Origin of the sequence: Winogradskyella sp. MH6 (genome assembly GCF_022810765.1) — a bacterium.
Classification (GTDB): Bacteria; Bacteroidota; Bacteroidia; order Flavobacteriales; family Flavobacteriaceae; genus Winogradskyella.
The window spans coordinates 1569742-1591288 of the sequence record NZ_CP094494.1 but is presented as its reverse complement, the minus strand read 5'-3'; the positions used below and the strand labels follow the sequence as shown (position 1 = coordinate 1591288).

Below are 21547 nucleotides of genomic sequence, written 5' to 3'. Positions count from 1 at the left end.
CTCAATTAATTTGAGCGGTTTTTTATTTTTGTGCCATGGCAAACGACGACAAATTCAAAAAGGTAATCTCTCACGCTAAGGAGTATGGTTACGTATTTCAGAGCAGCGAAATCTATGATGGTTTAAGTGCTGTATACGATTATGCACAAAACGGTGCAGAATTAAAGAAAAATATTAGAGACTATTGGTGGAAAGCCATGGTACAAATGCACGATAATATTGTAGGTATAGATGCTGCAATTTTTATGCACCCAACCACATGGAAAGCTTCTGGACACGTTGATGCATTTAACGACCCTTTAATTGACAATAAAGACTCTAAGAAACGTTATAGAGCAGATGTTTTAGTAGAAGATTATTGTGCTAAAATTGAAGCCAAAATAGATAAGGAAGTTAAAAAGGCCGAAAAACGTTTTGGTGATGCTTTTAATAAAGAAGAATTTGTATCTACTAATGGTCGTGTACTTGGTTACCAAGAAAAAATAGATACGATCCTTAAGCGTTTAGGTCAGTCTTTAGAAAAAGAAGATTTAGCAGATGTTAAAGCCTTAATTGAAGAATTAGAAATTGCCGATCCATTAACAGGAAGTCGTAACTGGACTGACGTTAAGCAATTCAACCTTATGTTTGGTACTAAGCTAGGAGCTTCTGCAGATACTGCTATGGATTTATATCTTAGACCTGAAACAGCACAAGGTATTTTTGTAAACTTCCTAAATGTTCAGAAAACTGGACGACTAAAAATTCCTTTTGGAATTGCACAAACAGGTAAAGCCTTTAGAAATGAAATTGTTGCAAGACAGTTTATCTTTAGAATGCGCGAGTTTGAACAAATGGAAATGCAATACTTTATCAAACCTGGCACACAAAAAGAATGGTTTGACTATTGGAAAGAAACGCGTTTAAAATGGCATAAGTCCTTAGGAATGGGAGACGAAAATTATCGCTTCCATGACCATGAGAAATTAGCACACTACGCAGATGCTGCTACAGATATTGAGTTTAATTTTCCATTTGGTTTTAAAGAGTTGGAAGGTATTCACTCGCGTACAGATTTCGATTTAAAACAACACGAAGAATACTCTGGTAAAAAGCTGCAATACTTCGATCATGAAGATAATGAAAGCTACACACCATATGTATTAGAAACTTCAATAGGTTTAGATCGCATGTTCTTAGCCGTTTTCTCTAATAGTCTACAAGACGAAACCTTAGAAGACGGAAGCGAAAGAACAGTACTAAAACTTCCTGCGGTATTAGCACCAACTAAAGCTGCTATTCTACCTCTAGTAAGAAAAGATGAAGGGTTGACCAAAATGGCAAAAGACATTGTTGACGATCTTAAATGGGATTTCAATGTGGTTTATGATGAGAAAGATGCTGTAGGTAGACGTTACAGAAGACAAGACGCTGCTGGCACACCGTTTTGTATTACGGTAGATGGCGAAAGTTTAGAAGACAATACGGTAACTATTCGTCATAGAGATACTATGGAACAAAAACGTGTTAAGGTTGAAGAATTACGTGACATCATCAAAAAAGAAGTTGATGTTAAGGAATGGTTGATGAAGATGAAATAATTCTAACACATTCTCAAAATACAAAAAGCCCGAAATATTAAAGTTTCGGGCTTTTTTATTACACTATTTTCTGCGCCAAATATTTTGCGTCTTTTTTAATGCCACCCAAGGTAGCAGATCCACGTGTGTGCAACCAAGGTAAACCAATAAAATAAAGTCCTTTTGTAGTACTAATACCTCTATAATGTTTTGGATAGCCATCTTTAGTCAGTTCAATATTATTTATCCATTTAAAATTGGGTTTATAACCTGTCGCCCAAATAATGTTTTTAATATTGTTTAATGACTGCTTTGTTGTTTTTACAGTATTTTGGCTAGCATCAACAGTGTAACCAACGGTTTTCACATTATTTCTATCTAAAATATCTTGCACATCTGTACCTATAATTGGCTGTTTAGAACTGCTTATTCTTTTACCTATCCAAGAATCTTTACTAAAGCTTAAAAAACCTGTTATGGTAAACCACCACCAAAGTGTTTTACCTAGAATTTCTTGAGGCAACGTTCTTATATCTGTATTACCAGAAAAATAGGTGGTGTTTTCTGTGTTTTTTGAAATTTCATCTAAAATTTGAAACCCACTATCTCCTCCACCAACAACTAAGGTTTCACCATTCTGAAGTTGATCTGGATTCTTGTAATAATTACTATGAATTTGAAAAATATCCTCAGATATATTATTATGAAATTTTGGTGTATATGGTATATGAAAAGGTCCTGTGGCTATAATAACTTCTTTACATTTTACATCTCCTTTACTTGTTTTTACAACAAAGCCATCATCTGATTTTTCAATACTTTCTGCCAATGTATTTAACTGAACAGGAAAATCAAATTTCGCTGCATAAGTCTTAAAATAGTTGGCCACTTCATACTTATCTGGATAATGTCCTTTTGGAGCAGGAAAAGGCATACCTTCAAGATGATTAAACTCGGTAGGAGTAAATAATTTTAAAGAATTCCAGCGATTAAGCCAAGATGCTCCAATTTCATTTTCTTTATCAATGATTAAAAAATCCTTATCGTTTTTCTTTAAATGATAAGCCATAGATAATCCTGCTTGTGCAGCACCTATTATTATAAAATCCTTCATTAATTGTAGTTGATGTTATGTGAGGAGTATACTGCTTTTAATACTTTTACACAAATAGAATTAGAAATAAGCCTTCAACTGAATAGTTCCTGTATGAATGGTTTTTGCTGTTTCAGTTTTACGACCAAAATAATTGAGGTTTAAATCTAAAAACTTAGTCAGCTTTTTTTGCGCCAACAAACTCCAAGTGAAGTTTTTTCCTGGCTGTAAACCTTCTAGCATTTGGTATGCTACAGGTGTGTTAGGATTACCATCATATTCATTTTGAAACATATTGAACTCACCTGTTAATGCAATTTTTGCAGCTTTATTATAAGTAAAAGAAAACCCATAATTATTCTGTGATAATGCCTCTAAACTTCCAATAGTATTTTCTTTTGAGGTGTATTGATAGAAGACATCAAACTGCGCATTTTCACTAAATAAATAGGATAATTTAGGTTGAAAACGCTCTTCTTCAATCAGATAATTTCTGTTGACAAAGTTTTCACTAAGACTTTCATCTGTTCCAAAACTTGCCTGCGCATTTGCCAACCAATTAGTGGCAAATTTGTGGTTAAAATTAAACTGATGATTTGTGAGTTTATTTTCATGAAACCCTATAGACAGCAGACTTCTACTTGTATTGGTTAAAAACGTATAAGATGTGGTATAGTGCTGTTTTCCTCTGTTGTAAAACAATACGTTTCTCACACTATTATTTAACGCTAATTGGTTGTCTTCATCAGCCTCAAAAGGATTTAAATTAAAATTATTGCCTTCTCTTCTAATCTTCCTATCAATTAGATAAGATGTTTGATTGTAAAAATGCGAAAAGAACTTTTTTGTTTTATCCTCTGAACCGCTCCATTGCATCGGGTTTATGGTCAACGTTTGACTCAATCTATTTTGATGCGTCCGTACAAAAACCTGGTTTGGCAATAATACGCGTATGTAATTGCCTTGGTCTGTAAATTGTGCTATTTCAAACTCATTGAGTTCTTGTATGCCGTTCTCGTTGTAATCAATCCATGTGTAAGCTCCTTGTCCTGCTTCTACCTCTACATAAGTAAAATCTTGCTGTGGCAACGTACCTGAATTGGTTTCAAAACTTGTGTTCCAAAGCACAAGATTATTAAACAATTTTTGGTTGTAGTTTAATCTGCTGTTTAAACTCTGTTCGTCTTCTGATGTGTCGTCTTCAGCCTTCAAACTTCTATAGTTCACAAAGAGTTGTAGATTGGTATTTTTATTTTGAATTAATCGTGATTTGAGATAATAGGTACTTGAAGCATTTACACGCTCTAGATTATTATTCCGTAAACTATCATTAAAACGTTTTATATAGCCAACCTCAGCATAGACTTTAGTACTATCACCTATTCCAACAAAGGCTTCGTATGCTGAAAATCGCTGACTTAATGGCGTTAATGAATCGGTAGCAATAACGGTTTGCTCATTGTCTTCTGTAGCAAATTTTGCACCAATCCATTTGTTATTTTTGGCATATACCACACGATTATAAGATCTTAAAAAGGTGGAACGATTAATGGTACTTTTGCTATTGAGAAAACTTGAATTTGTAAAAATCCTAAAGCTACCCAAACGCAGGTCTGCCATAAGATTATGACGACTTCCATTAAAATTGTTGGCGTAATCTAAATATTCAAAATTATAGGATGCCAATCCTTTTTTAGCATGTGATAATTGTAATCCTGAAGTGAGCAAAAGTTGGTTCCCTAAAATAAAATTTCCTTGATCGTCTCTGTTATCTTCAAGGTTCCAATCACGATTAAATTCTGCTCTGTACAAACGCTGAATGGTTCTAAAATTCTCTTGAATAAAATCAGCATCAACTAATGCAGACAAATTCCAAAGGCTATCGTGTTTAATTAACTTTTGATTCACTTTAAATTTCCCAGCAAAACCATCATTGTCATCATCATCTAAACTCGAAAATAAATTGATGTCATTTTTACTTCCTGCCAATTCAAAAAACAGATCTGTTTTTTCTGTAGGTTGGTAGCGACCATTGAGTACTGCAATTTGCAAGCGTTCTGGCGCTACGAGTTGGGTAACAGGCTCGTAATTTCCTTGCGGAACACCACCAATTGGCGCAACGTATTCAAAAATATTGCTCACAGCATTATCGTTACTTAGTATATAATTCCCTTGATTTGCACCAACCAAGGTAAACCGAACTCGAAACAACTGGTCTTCTGGATTTTGAGAAAAGACAAAAATTTCCTCACCACTTACGATCTCTTTTCGGTAGAGAATTCTGTTTTCAGAAAACGATTCTTCCGTCGCTGAAGGCGCCACCATCAAATCCGTATCATCACCTGCATTTGCTAAAATTTCCGTTTGTTCTGTCGATAGATTTTGCTGCAACGGCTGATTTTTGGCATCACTTTCAGAATATACAGAGACGTTTAATTGTAATTTTTCGGTTTGAAAAGTACTACCACCAAACACTGTAAACCGCGAATAATTTCGCTCACTAAACTGGTAATCTACTGTAATACGCATTTCGGAAGTAATCGGATAGGTTGAGTTGAAAATAATCTCGCCAGCATTATAATCAATGATGTAATCATTATTTTCGCCGCGCTCTATAGGTACACCATTAACATAAACGGTCTCGCTGCCAGAAACAATAAGCACAAACAACTCATTATTTGGCCCTCGTAATTTGTAAGGTCCTTGATTGCCTTCTTGAGCCGTAAATTGTGTTGTTGTAAACTGACCTCGTACGAGTGCTCCTGAAGCAAAAACCGAAGTCTTATCACTCAAGTTAGCATTAACCATCAAACCTTGCACACGCTTAGAAAAGTTAGCATAATAACTTTTGGTGTCCACTAGGTCTATATCACCTGCTCTAATGTTCCAGTTATCACTAAAAAGTTCTATAAATACTTGATCAAACTCATCTAATCGCTGGGAATATCCACTTTCTTGCAACGGAATATTAGCATCTTGTATTGAAGCTCTGAGTGACACCTTATCGCTCAATTTACCAGAAATCTGCAGGTCAAGCTCGCTATTTAGTACCGAATTTTGATTGTTTCCAATCGTTACACCTCTTGAAATACTACCTGAAGTGGTTAAACCATCAAAAGGTGTAAAAACGTTTCGGTTTGAGGAGTTTTCTAACTTATACAAAGTTTCTATTCCAGCGACCGAACGATCTACAATAACATCATCATCTAATTGCTTATATACTTTTGTTATAAAATTTGGGTAGCGTAAATATTCAATATCAATTGAGTCTATTTCAACCTGTTGATTAAACTTCAAAATAGATTTTGAAAAATCAACTTTATAAAGTGTAGAATCAAGAACAACGCCTTGCTTAGTTTTCACAACAAACTTTGATGGATTTATACTTACAGAATCTATGAGAATTGAATCTGCTACAGCAACGCGTTTTTTCTTATAATTACTCGATTTTTCTTGAGTAAAACCCAAAAAAGAAATCAATAATGTAATAAGAAATAGCGCTTTTTTCATCTAAAATAATAACTGCCTAACGTTTGAAATATTTTATCGTTAAAAGCAGTATAAATTTATAGTGTAAAAGTACTCTATTATTTATTTTAGCAGAATACCGATAAATTTATCAAAAATCAGGAATTTAAAAACAAATGAAAATAGCTTCGTACAATGTTAATGGCATAAGAGCTGCCATAAATAAAGGTTTTATAGATTGGTTACAAGCCACAAATCCAGACGTAATTTGTTTACAGGAAATTAAAGCCATGGAAGACCAACTCGACTTAGATCTCTTTACAAATGCAGGCTATGAATATAATTACTGGTTTAGCGCTCAAAAAAAAGGCTATAGTGGTGTTGCCATTCTTTGCAAAAAAGAACCAAACCATATTGAGTTTGGTACTGGTATAGAGTCTATGGACTTTGAAGGTAGAAACCTTAGAGTAGATTACGATGCCGTTTCTGTAATGAGCATGTACTTACCTTCTGGCACTAACGATGCAAGGTTATCGCACAAGTTTGAGTATATGGATTTAATTCATAATTATTTAAACGAGTTACAAAACGAAAAACCAAATCTTGTGGTTTGTGGAGATTATAATATTTGCCATGAGCCTATAGATATTCATAACCCGAAAATGAAAGGTGTTTCTGGTTATTTACCTGAAGAACGTGAATGGTTAGGTAATTTTATTGACAGCGGATTTATTGATAGTTTTAGACATCTACATCCAGAAAAACAAGAATTCTCATGGTGGAGTTACAGAGCCAATGCCAGAGCCAATAACAAAGGTTGGAGATTAGACTATGCTATGGTGAGCGAGCCTTTACAAGAAAAAATAAAACGAAGCGTTATACTCACTGAAGCTGTGCATAGCGACCATTGCCCAATTTTATTAGAATTAGATTTATAACCATATTTTATTCAATTTTAAACATGATTAAACAACTTTCATTAATAGCACTTTTACTTCTCACAATGACGTCTTGTGTGTCTAAAAAAATATACACAGAACTTGAAGATAAATACGCTAATCTTAAAAAAGAAAACAGAGCCTTATCTGATGAAGTGGAAACACTTTCTGTAGACAAAAACAAATTAACCAACGATTTAAACAGCTTACAAGCAGCTTATGACGATGCTGTAAAAGAAAGGGATCAATTACGTTCAGATTATGCTGCTACAAAAACTAACCTAGATAATTTAAAAGCGTCCTACGATGCATTAGAAAAAAATAGCTCTGCTGAAATTGCAAAAAATGCTAAAAAAAACAGAGAGCTTTTAGCGCAATTAGAAGCTAAAGAACAAGCCCTTGCTGCCGAAAATGAGCGTTTAGAAAAACTAAAAAAAGAACTTGAAAGCAGATCGCAACGTGTTGCAGAATTAGAGAGTGTAATTGCTGCAAAAGATGCTAACATGCGTGCTTTAAAAGATGCTATTTCTAAAGCCTTAACTAACTTTGAAGGCAAAGGTCTTACGGTAGAGCAACGCGATGGTAAAGTTTATGTGTCTATGGAAAATAAGTTACTTTTTGAATCTGGAAGTTGGTATGTTGGTGCACAAGGGAAGCAAGCTGTAAAACAATTAGCAAGCGTTTTAGCAGACAATCCAGATATTGCCATTTTAATTGAAGGTCATACAGACAACGTACCTTACAAGGGCAATGCACAATTAAGTGGCAACTGGGATTTATCGACTAAGCGTGCGACAGCAATTGTAAATATTCTTAGAGAGAATAATGCTATTAACCCTGAAAATTTAACAGCAGCAGGTCGCGGAGAATATGCACCAGTAGCCTCTAACGACAGTGCGGAAGGCAGAGCTAAAAACCGCAGAATAGAAGTAATCTTAACTCCAAAACTTGATGAGATTTCAAAACTGTTGAATGAGATTTAATTGCTGTACGTGAGTTGAGAAACCGATATGAATTGGAAATGGATTTTTGAAAAAGGAATGTTTTGGGTTTTAATCCTAACATTTTTTATTGGAAATTATTTCAGTGGACTTGAATTACGTGGAGTGAACAAAACTGGAGGCTGGACTTTTGACCAATCAAATCACTGGATTATAAACGGGTTTGTAGTTTTTGCTTCTTGGCTGTTTTTTTTTACTGGTTACGGAATTATAGCTTTGACGAGAAGAAAAACGGACTTAAATTTATCTATTGCCCACTTAGTAATTTTCATTCTGACTTTGATAATTGGAATCGTAAAGGATCTATTTGGAATCGAAATTTTAATAATCAGTTTGATTTCAATTATTGTCTTTGGACTTAATATCTACCGGACTATTAAAACAAAACCTTAACATAGATTTAGACCTTTCGTGTTTTTACAACATGAAAGGTCTTCTTATTTTTGTAGTAGCATTGTCATTGCGAGCAAAGCGTGGCAATCTTTATAAAAACTGAAAAGATTAATTTAAAAAATTCCTGTCTTCACAGGAAATTAATATGAAATACACAACCTTACCAAACACAGATATAAAAGTTAGTAAAATATGTTTAGGCACCATGACATGGGGAAATCAAAACACTCAAGACGAAGGTTTTGCTCAAATGGACATGGCCTTAGACAAAGGTGTTAACTTTTTTGATGTCGCCGAATTATATCCTGTACCAGCAGAAGCAAAAACTTATGCAGAAACAGAACGCATTATTGGTAATTGGTTTGCTAAAACAAGAAACAGAGATAAGGTTGTTTTAGCCACTAAAATTGCTGGTCCTGGTGACTATACAGCTCACATAAGAACTACTGGTTTTAGTAAACAAGCCTTAAATGAAGCGGTAGATAATAGTCTAAAACGCTTACAAACGGATTATATAGATCTATACCAACTACACTGGCCAGAACGCCAAACCAATACTTTTGGTATTAGAGACTACAAGCACAACCCAAATGATAAGTGGGAAGACAATTTTAATGACGTATTAAACACTTTAGATGATATAATTAAATCCGGAAAAATTAGGCATATAGGATTGTCTAATGAGAAAGCTTGGGGAACCATGCGTTACTTGGAAGAATCCAAATACAATAATTTGCCCAAAATGATTACTATTCAAAATGCTTACTCTTTATTGAATAGAACTTTTGAAAGTGAATTGGCCGAAGTCTCTCATAGAGAAGATATTGGTCTTTTAGCGTATTCTCCTATGGCTTTTGGTGTTTTATCTGGAAAATACATCAAAGGTTTAGATAATGAAAACTCACGTTTAAACTTATTCCCAAGGTTTGCAAGATATAGTAGTGCACAATGTGCAGAAGCCACAAAACTTTACTTAAAAATAGCTGAAGATCATGGAATGACTCTAGCACAAATGTCTCTAGCATTTGTTAATCAGAGACCATTTGTAACTAGCAATATTATTGGAGCTACAAGCACAAAACAGCTTGAAGAAAATATCGACAGTATCAATATTAATCTGTCTGATGATGTGTTAAAAGCTATTGATGAAGTTCATGCAAGTATGCCAAATCCTGCGACTTAATTTTCAAATAACATAAAGTCTTAAGTCCTTCAAAAACTAGAAGGACTTAAGACTTTCATTTCTATTTATTTGAACTATTATATTAGTGTTAATTCCTTAGCTAATCCTTAGGTTTTTTCTACCTTTGCGGCTCGTTTCAAATCAAGGTATTATTTGCAACTTAAAGACGCAGAAAATCACACATGTTTAAACTATTGACTACAGGATTTTGGGAAGGTGTTGCGAGGATTATTCTTCGTAATAAAATCTTCATTCTTATTGCTATTATAGTAGCAACTGTGTTCTTGAGCATGCAATGGAAACATATGCGCTTTACATATACCGAAGCTAATATGTTGCCTGATGACCATGAAGTTAACCTAACTTACAACGATTTTTTAGAAGTTTTTGGAGAAGAGGGTAATCTCATTGTTTTAGGAGTAAAAGACTCTAGTGTATTTACGGTTAAACAGTTTAATGCATGGAACAACCTTGCAGAGTCCTTTAAACCTTATGACGAAGTTGAAACCGTTCTGTCTATAAAAGACCTTCAAAAGCTTGTTAAAAACACCGAAAAAAAACAGTTTGATTTAGTCCCTTTTATAAAGGACTCTATTTCTAGCTTAAAACAAATAGATCAACTTCAAGAAGACCTTTTTAAGAAATATCCTTTTTACGATAACTTTTTATTTAATGCAAAAACCAAAACATTACGTACTGCAATATATCTAAAGAAAGACATCGTTAATACGTCCGCCAGAAAGGACTTTATTATAGATGTTCTTGAAAAACAAATAAACGACTTTAAGGAGGCAACAAATCTAGAGGTTAGAGTATCTGGCATGCCTTACATCAGAACACTCAACTCACAAAATATTGTTGACGAAATACCAATTTTTATTGGTGCTGCTTTGTTTGTAACGTCATTTATTTTCTTTTTATTCTTTAGGTCTTTTAGAGCTACATTTATCTCACTTATAGTAGTATGTATTGGTGTAATGTGGACCTTTGGAATACTCGGCTTATTGGGCTATGAAATTACAGTACTAACAGCTCTAATTCCACCATTAATTATTGTTATTGGGATACCAAACTGTATCTTCTTAATTAATAAGTATCAGCATGAAGTTAGGTCGCATGGTAACAAGGTGAAATCTTTACAGCGCGTTATCACTAAAGTTGGTAATGCTACCTTAATGACTAATGTTACTACCGCTTCTGGTTTTGCAACGTTTATCTTAACTGAAAGCAAGCTGCTAAAGGAATTTGGTATAGTAGCATCGCTGAGTATTCTGGCTATTTTCATTCTCTGTTTGCTCATTATACCTATAATGTACACGTTTTTGCCATATCCAAAAGAGCGTCATTTAGAACATTTAAACAAACGTTGGATTAGTGGCTTTGTAGATTGGATGGAACGTATGGTGAAGCATAGAAGAATTACTATTTATGCAACAGCATTCGTGCTTATTATGGCGAGTATGATAGGTATCAATCAAATGAAAATATCTGGTAGTTTGATTGAAGACATGCCAAAAGACAAGCAATTTTTCAAGGATATTCGCTTTTTTGAAGAAGAGTTTAACGGCATTATGCCTTTAGAGATAATGGTGGACACCAAGCGTAAAAAGGGAGTTATGAAATTGTCTACCTTAAAACGTATTAATGAGTTAGAAGAACTTATTGAAGAAACACCAGAACTTTCTAAACCAATTTCTGTAGTGAGTTTAGTGAAGTATAGCAAACAGGCTTACTTTAACGGCAATCCAAAATATTACCAGTTACCCACAAGTCAAGAAAATAGTTTTATTCTGTCTTATGCAAAAAATTCATCTTCAGATGTAGATTTACTTAAGAATTTTGTAGACAGCACTGGGCAATATGCTCGCATTACTACCTTTATGAAAGATATTGGTACGGACAAAATGGAACGTATTCAAGAAAATCTTCAGAATAAAATAGATAAGGTTTTTCCTAAAGAACGTTACGAAGTTACTATGACAGGTAAAGCTCTTGTGTTTCAAAAGGGCACTAAGTATTTGGTAAGAAACCTTGTTATTTCGTTAACACTTGCAATATTCTTAATTTCATTGTTTATGGCATATCTGTTTCGTTCGTTTAGAATGATTATTGTATCACTTATCCCTAACCTCTTGCCATTGTTAGTTACTGCTGGTTTAATGGGTTATTTAGGGGTTCCTATAAAACCCTCAACAATATTAGTTTTTAGTATTGCTTTTGGTATTTCTGTAGATGATACCATTCACTTCTTAGCCAAATACAGACAAGAATTACAAGCTAACCATTGGAAGATTAGAAAATCGGTTTATGCCGCTTTAAGAGAAACTGGTGTAAGTATGTTTTACACATCTATTGTACTATTCTTTGGTTTCTCTGTATTTACCATATCGAGTTTTGGCGGTACTGTAGCATTAGGAGCATTGGTTTCAATCACTTTATTGTTCGCCATGTTATCTAACTTGTTATTATTACCTTCATTATTATTATCATTAGAACGTAATATTGCCAATAAGGAAGTATTACGTAAACCAACAATAGATATTATACCTTCGGAAGACGATAACGAAGACACTATAAAAAACGATTAGAAGAATTATCTTTGCATTTTCAAAATACATTAAAATGACAACAAAAACAGTAGCAGAATTATTATCTCAAGATATCACTTTACAAGATGTTACCGTAAAGGGATGGGTAAGAACGTTTAGAGCCAACAGATTTATTGCTTTAAATGATGGTTCTACCATAAATAATATTCAATGTGTTGTAGATTTTGAAAATTTTGATGAAGCCTTATTAAAGCGCATCACAACTGGTGCTGCTATTCATATAAAAGGTGAACTGGTAGAAAGCCAAGGAAAAGGCCAATCGGTAGAAATACAGGTAAAAGAACTTGAAGTTTTAGGAGATTCGGATCCTGAAACCTATCCTATTCAGCCAAAAAAACACACCTTCGAGTTTTTAAGAGAAAACGCTCACTTACGTACAAGAACTAATACGTTTAGTGCTGTAATGCGTTTGAGATCGTCATTGTCATTTGCTATTCATAAGTATTTTAACGAGAATGGCTTTTACTATATGCATACTCCTATAATCACTGGAAGTGATGCTGAAGGTGCTGGTGAAATGTTTAGAGTAAGTACTCTTGATCCTAAAAATCCACCTTTAACAGAAGATGGCGATGTAAATTATAAAGAAGATTTTTTCGGGAAAGAAACTAACCTAACCGTTTCTGGACAACTAGAAGCTGAAACTTTCGCAATGTCTTTAGGTAAGGTGTATACGTTTGGGCCAACCTTTAGAGCTGAAAATTCAAACACCTCTCGCCACTTAGCTGAATTCTGGATGATAGAACCAGAAGTGGCTTTTATGGACTTGGCTGGCAACATGGATTTAGCTGAAGATTTCTTAAAATCTGTTTTAGGCTATGTGCTAGAAAACAACAAAGAAGACTTAGAATTTTTAGATAAGCGTTTACAAGATGCTGAAAAGACACTACCTCAGGCAGAGCGTAGCCCAATGAACTTACTAGACAAGATTAAGTTTGTTGTAGAAAACAACTTTAAACGTGTAAGCTATACAGAAGCTATAGATATCCTAAGAAACAGTAAGCCAAATAAGAAAAAGAAATTCAAATATATCATTGAAGAATGGGGAGCAGACTTGCAGTCTGAGCATGAACGTTATTTAGTTGAAAAACACTTTAAATGTCCTGTAATCTTATTCGATTATCCTGCTAACATTAAAGCATTCTACATGCGCTTAAATGAGGATGGAAAAACCGTAAGAGCTATGGATATACTTTTCCCTGGTATTGGTGAAATGGTAGGTGGATCTCAACGTGAAGAACGTTTAGAGGTTCTTAAAGAAAAAATGAAAGCACTAGATATCCCAGAAGAAGAATTATGGTGGTACTTAGATCTTAGAAAATATGGTACAGCTGTTCATTCTGGTTTTGGTCTTGGATTTGAAAGACTCGTCATGTTTGCAACAGGAATGGGTAATATTCGAGACGTTATTCCGTATCCAAGAACACCTCAAAACGCAGAGTTCTAAAATTATTATTAAACCTGTAAGGTATAAGTTACCTCACAGGTTTTTTTCTTACTTTTATATTCAACAGAAATTTCAATGTCCCTAAAACAGTATTTACAGTTTAAGCTTTCTCAAAAGCTTTCTCCACAGCAAATTCAACTTATGAAGTTGATACAGCTTCCTACACAAGCTTTTGAACAACGCTTAAAGCAAGAGCTTGAAGAAAACCCTGCTTTAGATACTGGAAAAGATGAACCTACAGACGATAATTTTGATGAGTTTGACAACTCTGTAGACGACTATAATGACAACGATACTATTGATGCTGACGATATAAATGTTGATGAATATTTAAGCGATGATGAAATTCCTGACTATCGTACACAGGCGAATAATTATAGTTCTGATGACGAAGAAAAAAACGTACCGTACGCTGCAGGAACATCCTTTACGCAACATTTAATTAATCAGCTTAACACCTTCAGACTTTCTGAGCAAGAAGAAGAAATTGCTTACTTCTTAGTAGGTAGTGTAGATGAAAGTGGTTATATAAGACGTTCGTTATCTGACATCACAGATGATTTAGCTTTTACTCAAAATGTATACACATCTGAAGAAGAGGTTGAAAAGGTTCTTAAAATTGTTCAGCAGCTAGATCCAGCTGGTGTTGGTGCTCGTAATTTGCAAGAATGTTTAAGCATTCAACTGAACAGAAAAGAGCAAAATCCAGATGTAGAGTTAGCCAGTAAGATTATAGATAAAGCTTTTGAGCAGTTTACTAAGAAGCATTATAAGAAATTGATGCAAAAGTTTAGTATTGATGAAGAGCAACTCAAAGATGCTATTGAAGAAGTTGAACGCCTTAATCCTAAACCTGGTGGTTCTTATGCTGGTAACAACAAAATCGTTGAGCATATTGTCCCAGATTTTGCTATTAAAATAGTTGACGGTGAGTTAGAATTGACCCTAAACGGAAGAAATGCACCAGAGCTTCATGTATCTAGAGAGTATAGCAATATGCTTAAAGGTTATAAAGACACTAAGGAGAAATCTAAAGCACAAAAAGACGCTGTACTCTTTATAAAACAAAAGTTAGATGCCGCGAAGTGGTTTATAGAAGCTGTAAGACAACGTCAGCAGACACTTTTTGTTACCATGAGTGCCATTATGCATTATCAAAAAGAATACTTTCTTACAGGCGATGAACGTAAGCTAAGACCAATGATCTTAAAAGATATTGCTGATGAAATTGAAATGGATGTTTCAACAATTTCGAGAGTAGCAAACAGCAAATATGTAGACACTCCTTACGGTACCAAATTGATAAAGGAATTTTTCTCTGAATCGATGACCAACGACCAAGGTGAAGAAGTTTCTACAAGAGAAATAAAAAAGATTTTAGAAACGGTAATTGAAGAAGAAAACAAAAAGAAACCTCTAACTGACGAAGCCCTATCTAAAATTTTAAAAGAAAAAGGCTATCCTATCGCCAGACGTACAGTTGCTAAATACAGAGAGCAATTAGACATTCCTGTTGCAAGATTGAGAAAAGAACTATAATTTAATTTCTGGATGAAAAATTTTCTTTTAAAGAGCATATCTTTTGTTTTTCATCCTTTGATTATGCCTTTACTTGGTGTGATGTTTTATTTTCACAAAACACCTCGTTATATCCCAAAACCTATACAGAATGCTAAAATTTTCTCTATAGTTATACTTACTATAATACTGCCTGTCTTGTTATTTTTTCTACTTAAAACTATAAACAAGGTAGATACTATTTATTTAAAAAGTACGAGAGAACGCTTGATCCCTCTACTTATTAACTGTGTAATTATAACCCTAATACTAATAAGAGTATTAACACCAAATGAAATTGTTGAGTTATATTATTTCTTTTTAGGAATATTATGCTCTACGCTAGCTTGTTTTATAATGGCAGTTTTTAAGATTAAAGCAAGTATACATATGATTGCAGCTTCTGGTTTCTTTATGTTTGCAGTAGCTATAGGTCTTCATTATAAGATAAATATTAATGGAACAATAGCTTTAATGATGATTATCTTAGGCGCTATTGCAACATCTCGCCTACATCTTAAGGCACATACCAACCAAGAGCTTCTAATTGGTCTAATAACAGGGTTATTTCCACAAATTCTATTTATGAAATACTGGTTATAAAATGTAAAACATTAAACCAATCTTAAAAGAGCTTATGTCTAGAATTTCCCCATCTAACTTTGCAGAATCTTTAAAAATAGGATTTAGACCATAATAAACATGAACATTCCACGTGCTATAACCTGCACTTAAGGTTAATCCATACTGTAGTTTATTAAAGTTATCAATATTAGAAAGCTTCTCGCTGCCTTGATCACTTTTAAATTTTGTTGAATTATAAAAAAGATATCCTAATTTAAATCCTGGATATATTCTTAAGAAATTATAATTGGTCGGACTAGATTTTCTCCATCGAAATTCAAAAGGTACTTCTAATAGATAGGTTGTAAATTTATTCTTTGAAACATTGATTCCACTTTCATCTATCACATTAAATGAAACCAGATTATTTGTTTCGCTAATGGCTATATTCTGATTATAGGAATTTGTAGACAACCCCAAACCTATACCTAAAGCAACTGTTCGCTTTTCATTAATAGGCATATCTCTAATGAAACCAAAATGAAACCCAGAGGAAAACCCACTCTGACTAACATCACCTGGTTTTTGGTTAAGAAGGTTATAAGTCACTGAAATATAAAACTGATCTTCGCGATAGTTCTTATACAATTCAGATTTTTCTTTATCTTCTGTATTTTGTGAAAAGCCGATGAAGCTTGTAATAAACAAAACAACTAAAAAGGTATTCTTCATAAAGATAAAACTACAAAATCTTTATACGATATAAAACAAAAACGTCCTGATTACTCAGGACGTTTTATATATAAAAATTAAGACTATTTTTATTCAGCTCTAGCGTTAGCAATATACATTACTTTTAATGTATTTGCTTTTCTAAGCTCTTGCTTAATATCAGAAACTAAACCTGCATGTGTGTCTTTATCAACTTTAAGACCTACAACAAACTTTGGTTGTAGTTCTTCGGTTAACTCACGCTGAGCTTCTAATACACTAGATTGAACCTCTTCTACCTTAATGATTTTGTCATTAAATTGTATTACTGGCTCTGTACCCAATTGTTTGAATTGAGCACTAGGTTTACCTGCATATATAAAAGCGGTTCTATCTTTCTTAAGCTTCTCTACCTGATCTGCGCTTGGCAATCTATTCTCTATCATTAGAGAACTATCACGCATTACAGTTGCTACCATGAAAAAGAAAAGTAACATAAATACAATATCTGGTAAAGATGCCGTTGAAATCGCTGGCAAATCTCCTTGTTTTCCTTTTTTAAACTTTGACATAATTGTTACTTTTTAACTTTTATCTGGTTCTGCTTCAGACAATTTCATAGGGAATAATTTTTTAACAGCTTCTATTCGGCCATTCAAAATTGTATCCTTACTAAATTGGTTCTTTTCTTTCTCTTCTAACATCGCTTGATAAACTTTTTCAGTTCCTCGGTATTCTTTTAAGTTACCGAACAAACGTTTAGCTTCTCTCTCTCTTAAGAAATTATAGGCCGCTACAAGTTCGTTTTGCACGTCTATATATTTCTCGTACGATGTTTCTCTGTCGTGTTTCATAGATATAATTGCCTTATCAGGATGGTCAGACGATGATTCGTCTCTCTTTCCTTTACAGTAATCACATCGTTCACCTGCTGCATTGGTTCCTCCACCATTATCCAAAAACTCTATAGCTGCTTGTCTTAAATCCTTTAATTCCATTTGCTTTTCTTCTACTAGCAATTGGTTATTTCTGTTTATAAGAACAGTAAATAGGTTTTTTTGTTTAATAATAGGTGGCTCAACCTCAGTGTCGTCAATAGGTGGCAAACTTCTTAACAAACCCTTATCTTTTTCTATAGTAGTTGTTACCAAGAAGAAGATGAGTAGTAAGAAGGCAATGTCAGCCATTGAACCTGCATTAACTTCTGGTGCTGCTCTTTTTGCCATACCTTATTATTTACTTAATGTTTTTTTAACTCCTGAGAATATCATTGCAACTGCAGCAATAACAATTAGTACGTAAAAAGCGATAAGACCTCCACCTACTAACTTAGACTCGCTCTCTGTAGCCATTACATCTCCAGATTTATACAACCCTTTAAGGAATGATTCGTCTGGACCTACTGATATCACGTAAGATATGATTAATACCGCTGCAAAAGCACCTACTCCTATTAACGTATTTTTTAGTCCTGCTGTATTTGTGAAAAGATTTTTTATTACAAAAACCACCACAAAAGCTAAAACTAAAATCAGAATTATATAAGCGATATAAGCCATAGGGTCTACTAACCCAGCTTTTTCGCCTGTTTTAATTGCGTCGTCACCTGCAGCAATGATTCTAACAAGGGAAACAATCCCAGCCAGACTCAATAATGCGGCAACTATTTTTAATATTTTATGTAACATAGTTTATATGATCTTTTATTTTTTGTGTCTTACTAATAAGTCCATCAATGTAATTGATGCATCTTCCATGTCATTTACAATACTGTCAATCTTAGCGATGATGTAGTTGTAAAAGATTTGAAGAATAATAGCCACAATAAGACCAAATACTGTTGTTAAAAGTGCTACTTTAATACCACCTGCTACTAAAGATGGTTGCATATCACCTGCCGCTTCAATTTTATCAAAGGCCTGAATCATACCGATTACCGTACCCATGAAACCAAGCATTGGTGCTAATGCTATAAATAAAGAAATCCAAGACACATTCTTTTCTAACTGACCCATTTGTACACCACCATAAGCTACTACAGCTTTTTCAGCAGCATCGATATCTTCGTCAGCTCTATCTAAACCTTGATAGAATATAGAGGCAACTGGTCCTTTTGTGTTTCTACAAACTTCTTTAGCAGCTTCTATACCACCAGACGCAAGTGCATCTTCTACATTTTGAGTTAATTTTTTAGTGTTTGTAGTTGAAAGGTTTAAAAAGATAATTCTCTCAATAGCGATTGCTAAACCAAGAATTAAACATAATAATACAATACCCATAAAGCCTGGGCCACCTTCAATAAAACGCTTTTTTAATTCTTGATGGAAACTCAAATCTTCACCTGCTGTTTCGCCAGCATCTTGAGTTACTGTAGTGATAGTTGCTGTTGTAGTTGCTAATGTTGTTGCATTGGCATTAACAGTTCCGATAGCCATTAAACATGTTATGGCAAGAATAGAAAATAATCTTTTCATTGTTCTTAATCTTAATTTTATTAGTTAAAGTGTTAAAGATAAAAAAAATAATGTAACAATCGCCTAAAATCTGTGCAGAGAGGAAGGGATTCGAACCCTCGATACCCTTTTGGAGTATACACACTTTCCAGGCGTGCGCCTTCGACCACTCGGCCACCTCTCTGTAAATTTTATCAAAAAATTACGGTGTGCCAAATAACAAAAAAAACTTCAAACACTAAAATTTGTATCGTTAATTTTAGGTCATTTCGCCACGTAAGGACGTTTCAAATGTTTTTTTGAATTCTGAGTGAGGTATATTCTCTCCTAGAAGGTACATTAATTTAGTAATGGCAGCTTCTATAGTAATGTCTTTTCCAGAAATGACACCTATGGTTTTTAGTTTAGAACTGGTTTCATACTGTCCCATATTAACACTTCCTCCTGCACATTGCGACACATTAATAATATGGAGACCTCTTGATATTGCTTTTTTTAATAAATCTACAAACCAATCTTCGGTTGTTGCATTGCCTGCGCCATAGGTTTCTAGTATTAATCCTTCAAGTGTTTCACAATTTAGCATTGTTTCAACTAACACCTCAGAGATACCTGGAAACAATTTTAAAACACCAACATTAGTATTCATCTTTTTGCGAACTATTAATTGATCTTTTGATACTGTTCGCCATAAATACTCCTTATTAACATTAAGGTGTACACCAGACTCTGCCAAATTAGGATAATTAAAGGATTCAAAGGCTTCAAAATGCTCCGCATTTATTTTAGTTGTTCTATTGCCTCTGTATAATTTGTATTCAAAATAAAGACCTACTTCTCTTATAACAGGTAAGCCATCTTGTTGTAACGATGCCATCTGAATAGATGTGATTAAATTCTCCTTAGCATCTGTTCTTAAATCTCCTATTGGTAATTGAGATCCTGTAAAAATGACTGGCTTTGTTAAATTCTCTAGCATAAAACTTAATGCAGAAGCTGAATAACTCATAGTATCACTACCATGCAACACTACAAAACCATCAAAAGTTAGATAATTAACCTCTATAATTTGAGCTATATCTGCCCAATATTTAGGGCTCATGTTAGAAGAATCTATAGGCTCCTCAAAAGAAATGGTTTCGATATTACAATCTAAAAGACGAATCTCTGGAATACGCGTTAAAATACTATCAAAATCAAAGGCTCTTAACGCTCCTGTATCGGCATCTTTTATCATACCAATTGTTCCACCTGTATATATTAATAAGATATTGGGCTTTTGCATACTATATACCAAATACTTGTTTTGAATTTTCGGTTGTGATAGCCGCTATGTCTTCGACACTCATTCCGTAAAGTTCGGATAATTTTTCTAATACCTTAATAACATATAGACTTTCATTACGCTTACCACGATATGGTTTTGGCGCTAAGTAAGGTGAATCTGTCTCTAAAACAATGTGTTTTAAATCGATCTCATTTATAAACTGGTCTATTTTTCCATTCTTAAAAGTCACTACTCCACCTATACCTAACTTCATATTATACGATATGGCTTTATGTGCTTGCTCTAGCGTACCAGTAAAACAGTGAAAAATTCCAAAAAGATCGTCTGATTTTTCTTGTTCTAAAACTTCAAAAATCTCATCAAATGCTTCTCTACAGTGAATGACAATTGGCAACTTATATTTTTTTGCCAGATTGATTTGATATTTGAATGCTTCAATCTGAATATCTAATGTGGTCTTATCCCAATATAAATCAATTCCTATTTCACCAACTGCATAAAATTTTCGTTGTGACAACATGTCCTCTACATGCGCTAACTCATCTTTAAAATTTTCCTTTACATGTGTAGGGTGCAATCCCATCATTAAAAAAATATGCTCAGGAAAATCCTTTTCAAGTTGAAGCATTGCTTCGGTGTAGGTAGAGTCTATTGCAGGAATAAAAAAGCGTGAAACATTTTCATCCAAAGCACGCTGTATCATAGTTGCTCTATCTTCATCAAAAGCTTCGCTGTATAAATGCGTGTGTGTATCAGTAATAATCATTTGCCAAAAATAAACGTTTAGTATGTTATATTTACACAAAATTTTAAAATGGAAACGTTAAAAGACTTTCTTCTAAACAAAGGCTACTCCAAGATAAAACTCAAATTGACCAAGACTAATCATTTTGAAATTAAGGCTACTATTAATGGAGTTAAAGGACGATTTATTTTAGACACTGGCGCTTCCAGTAGCTGTGTTGGCTTTGAAGCCATAGAACGCTTTAACCTTAGAGTAAAGGATTCTGAAATTAAAGCCGTTGGTGCTGGAGCTTCTAACATGACGACTCAAATTTCTAAATCCAACAACTTAAAAATTGGAAAATGGAAAAAAAGTAGAGTAGCACTGATTCTTTTTAACCTTTCGCACGTTAACACTGGACTTGTTAATCATAATGCAGATCCTGTGGACGGCATTATTGGTGCAGATATTTTAAAGAAAGGAAAAGCGATAATCGATTACGAGAAGAAATACCTTTACTTAAAGCTAAAAGAAATTTCCTAACCAAAAGATTCTTTTT

At 33.9% G+C, this 21547-nt stretch carries 19 protein-coding genes and 1 tRNA gene; 10 read left to right on the top strand and 10 right to left on the bottom strand.

The window, feature by feature from the left end:
• Positions 1–35 precede the first annotated feature (35 nt).
• Positions 36–1580, top strand: coding sequence for a glycine--tRNA ligase (locus MST30_RS07105; protein WP_243473689.1), 1545 nt, complete (start codon positions 36–38; stop codon positions 1578–1580).
• Between the two features lie 58 nt (positions 1581–1638).
• Here the strand turns inward: MST30_RS07105 and MST30_RS07100 are convergent, their stop codons facing one another.
• Both MST30_RS07100 and MST30_RS07095 read right to left on the bottom strand, forming a co-directional pair.
• Positions 1639–2673, bottom strand: coding sequence for a flavin-containing monooxygenase (locus tag MST30_RS07100; protein ID WP_243473688.1), 1035 nt, complete (start codon positions 2671–2673; stop codon positions 1639–1641).
• A 60-nt stretch (positions 2674–2733) separates the two neighbouring features.
• Entirely contained in the window at positions 2734–6162 is a 3429-nt protein-coding gene (locus MST30_RS07095; protein ID WP_243473687.1) for a DUF8818 domain-containing protein, read from the bottom strand.
• A 134-nt stretch (positions 6163–6296) separates the two neighbouring features.
• Here MST30_RS07095 and MST30_RS07090 point away from each other — a divergent pair, with 134 nt between their 5' ends.
• From MST30_RS07090 to MST30_RS07055, 8 genes are all read left to right on the top strand, one after another.
• Entirely contained in the window at positions 6297–7058 is a 762-nt protein-coding gene (locus MST30_RS07090) for an exodeoxyribonuclease III (protein WP_243473686.1), read from the top strand.
• A gap of 23 nt (positions 7059–7081) precedes the next feature.
• Complete coding sequence (locus tag MST30_RS07085; RefSeq protein ID WP_243473685.1) at positions 7082–8041, top strand: OmpA family protein; 960 nt, start codon at positions 7082–7084, stop codon at positions 8039–8041.
• A 27-nt stretch (positions 8042–8068) separates the two neighbouring features.
• Positions 8069–8452 (top strand): hypothetical protein, encoded by a 384-nt coding sequence (locus MST30_RS07080; protein ID WP_243473684.1) that lies wholly within the window; start codon positions 8069–8071, stop codon positions 8450–8452.
• Positions 8453–8597: 145 nt separating this feature from the next.
• Positions 8598–9635, top strand: coding sequence for an aldo/keto reductase (locus MST30_RS07075; protein WP_243473683.1), 1038 nt, complete (start codon positions 8598–8600; stop codon positions 9633–9635).
• 182 nt (positions 9636–9817) lie between these two features.
• Positions 9818–12223: an efflux RND transporter permease subunit gene (locus tag MST30_RS07070; protein ID WP_243473682.1), complete on the top strand. Its 2406-nt coding sequence runs from the start codon at positions 9818–9820 to the stop codon at positions 12221–12223.
• 34 nt (positions 12224–12257) lie between these two features.
• Complete coding sequence (gene asnS / locus MST30_RS07065) at positions 12258–13691, top strand: asparagine--tRNA ligase (protein ID WP_243473681.1); 1434 nt, start codon at positions 12258–12260, stop codon at positions 13689–13691.
• A 75-nt stretch (positions 13692–13766) separates the two neighbouring features.
• Positions 13767–15230, top strand: a complete 1464-nt coding sequence (gene rpoN / locus MST30_RS07060) for an RNA polymerase factor sigma-54 (protein ID WP_243473680.1) — start codon at positions 13767–13769, stop codon at positions 15228–15230.
• Positions 15231–15242: 12 nt separating this feature from the next.
• Positions 15243–15851 carry a hypothetical protein gene (locus MST30_RS07055; protein WP_243473679.1) on the top strand — a complete coding sequence of 203 codons (609 nt, stop codon included), beginning with the start codon at positions 15243–15245 and terminating at the stop codon, positions 15849–15851.
• On the opposite strand, the gene MST30_RS07050 is transcribed toward MST30_RS07055, so the two are convergent.
• The 8 genes from MST30_RS07050 to MST30_RS07015 form a co-directional block, all read right to left on the bottom strand.
• Positions 15846–16544: a porin family protein gene (locus MST30_RS07050; protein ID WP_243473678.1), complete on the bottom strand. Its 699-nt coding sequence runs from the start codon at positions 16542–16544 to the stop codon at positions 15846–15848. The genes MST30_RS07055 and MST30_RS07050 overlap by 6 nt on opposite strands.
• 89 nt (positions 16545–16633) lie before the next feature.
• Positions 16634–17095 carry an ExbD/TolR family protein gene (locus MST30_RS07045; RefSeq protein WP_243473677.1) on the bottom strand — a complete coding sequence of 154 codons (462 nt, stop codon included), beginning with the start codon at positions 17093–17095 and terminating at the stop codon, positions 16634–16636.
• Between the two features lie 12 nt (positions 17096–17107).
• Complete coding sequence (locus MST30_RS07040) at positions 17108–17749, bottom strand: ExbD/TolR family protein (protein WP_243473676.1); 642 nt, start codon at positions 17747–17749, stop codon at positions 17108–17110.
• Positions 17750–17755: 6 nt separating this feature from the next.
• Positions 17756–18211 carry a hypothetical protein gene (locus MST30_RS07035; protein ID WP_243473675.1) on the bottom strand — a complete coding sequence of 152 codons (456 nt, stop codon included), beginning with the start codon at positions 18209–18211 and terminating at the stop codon, positions 17756–17758.
• A 15-nt stretch (positions 18212–18226) separates the two neighbouring features.
• On the bottom strand, positions 18227–18997 hold the full coding sequence (locus MST30_RS07030; RefSeq protein ID WP_243473674.1) for a MotA/TolQ/ExbB proton channel family protein: 771 nt from the start codon (positions 18995–18997) through the stop codon (positions 18227–18229).
• A gap of 75 nt (positions 18998–19072) precedes the next feature.
• Positions 19073–19160: transfer RNA gene (locus MST30_RS07025), tRNA-Ser, on the bottom strand.
• Positions 19161–19235: 75 nt separating this feature from the next.
• Positions 19236–20261, bottom strand: a complete 1026-nt coding sequence (locus MST30_RS07020) for an asparaginase (RefSeq protein ID WP_243473673.1) — start codon at positions 20259–20261, stop codon at positions 19236–19238.
• Position 20262: 1 nt separating this feature from the next.
• Positions 20263–21030: a TatD family hydrolase gene (locus MST30_RS07015; RefSeq protein WP_243473672.1), complete on the bottom strand. Its 768-nt coding sequence runs from the start codon at positions 21028–21030 to the stop codon at positions 20263–20265.
• Between the two features lie 48 nt (positions 21031–21078).
• Between MST30_RS07015 and MST30_RS07010 the strand changes: the two genes are divergently transcribed.
• Positions 21079–21531: a retropepsin-like aspartic protease gene (locus MST30_RS07010; RefSeq protein ID WP_243473671.1), complete on the top strand. Its 453-nt coding sequence runs from the start codon at positions 21079–21081 to the stop codon at positions 21529–21531.
• Positions 21532–21547 lie beyond the last annotated feature (16 nt).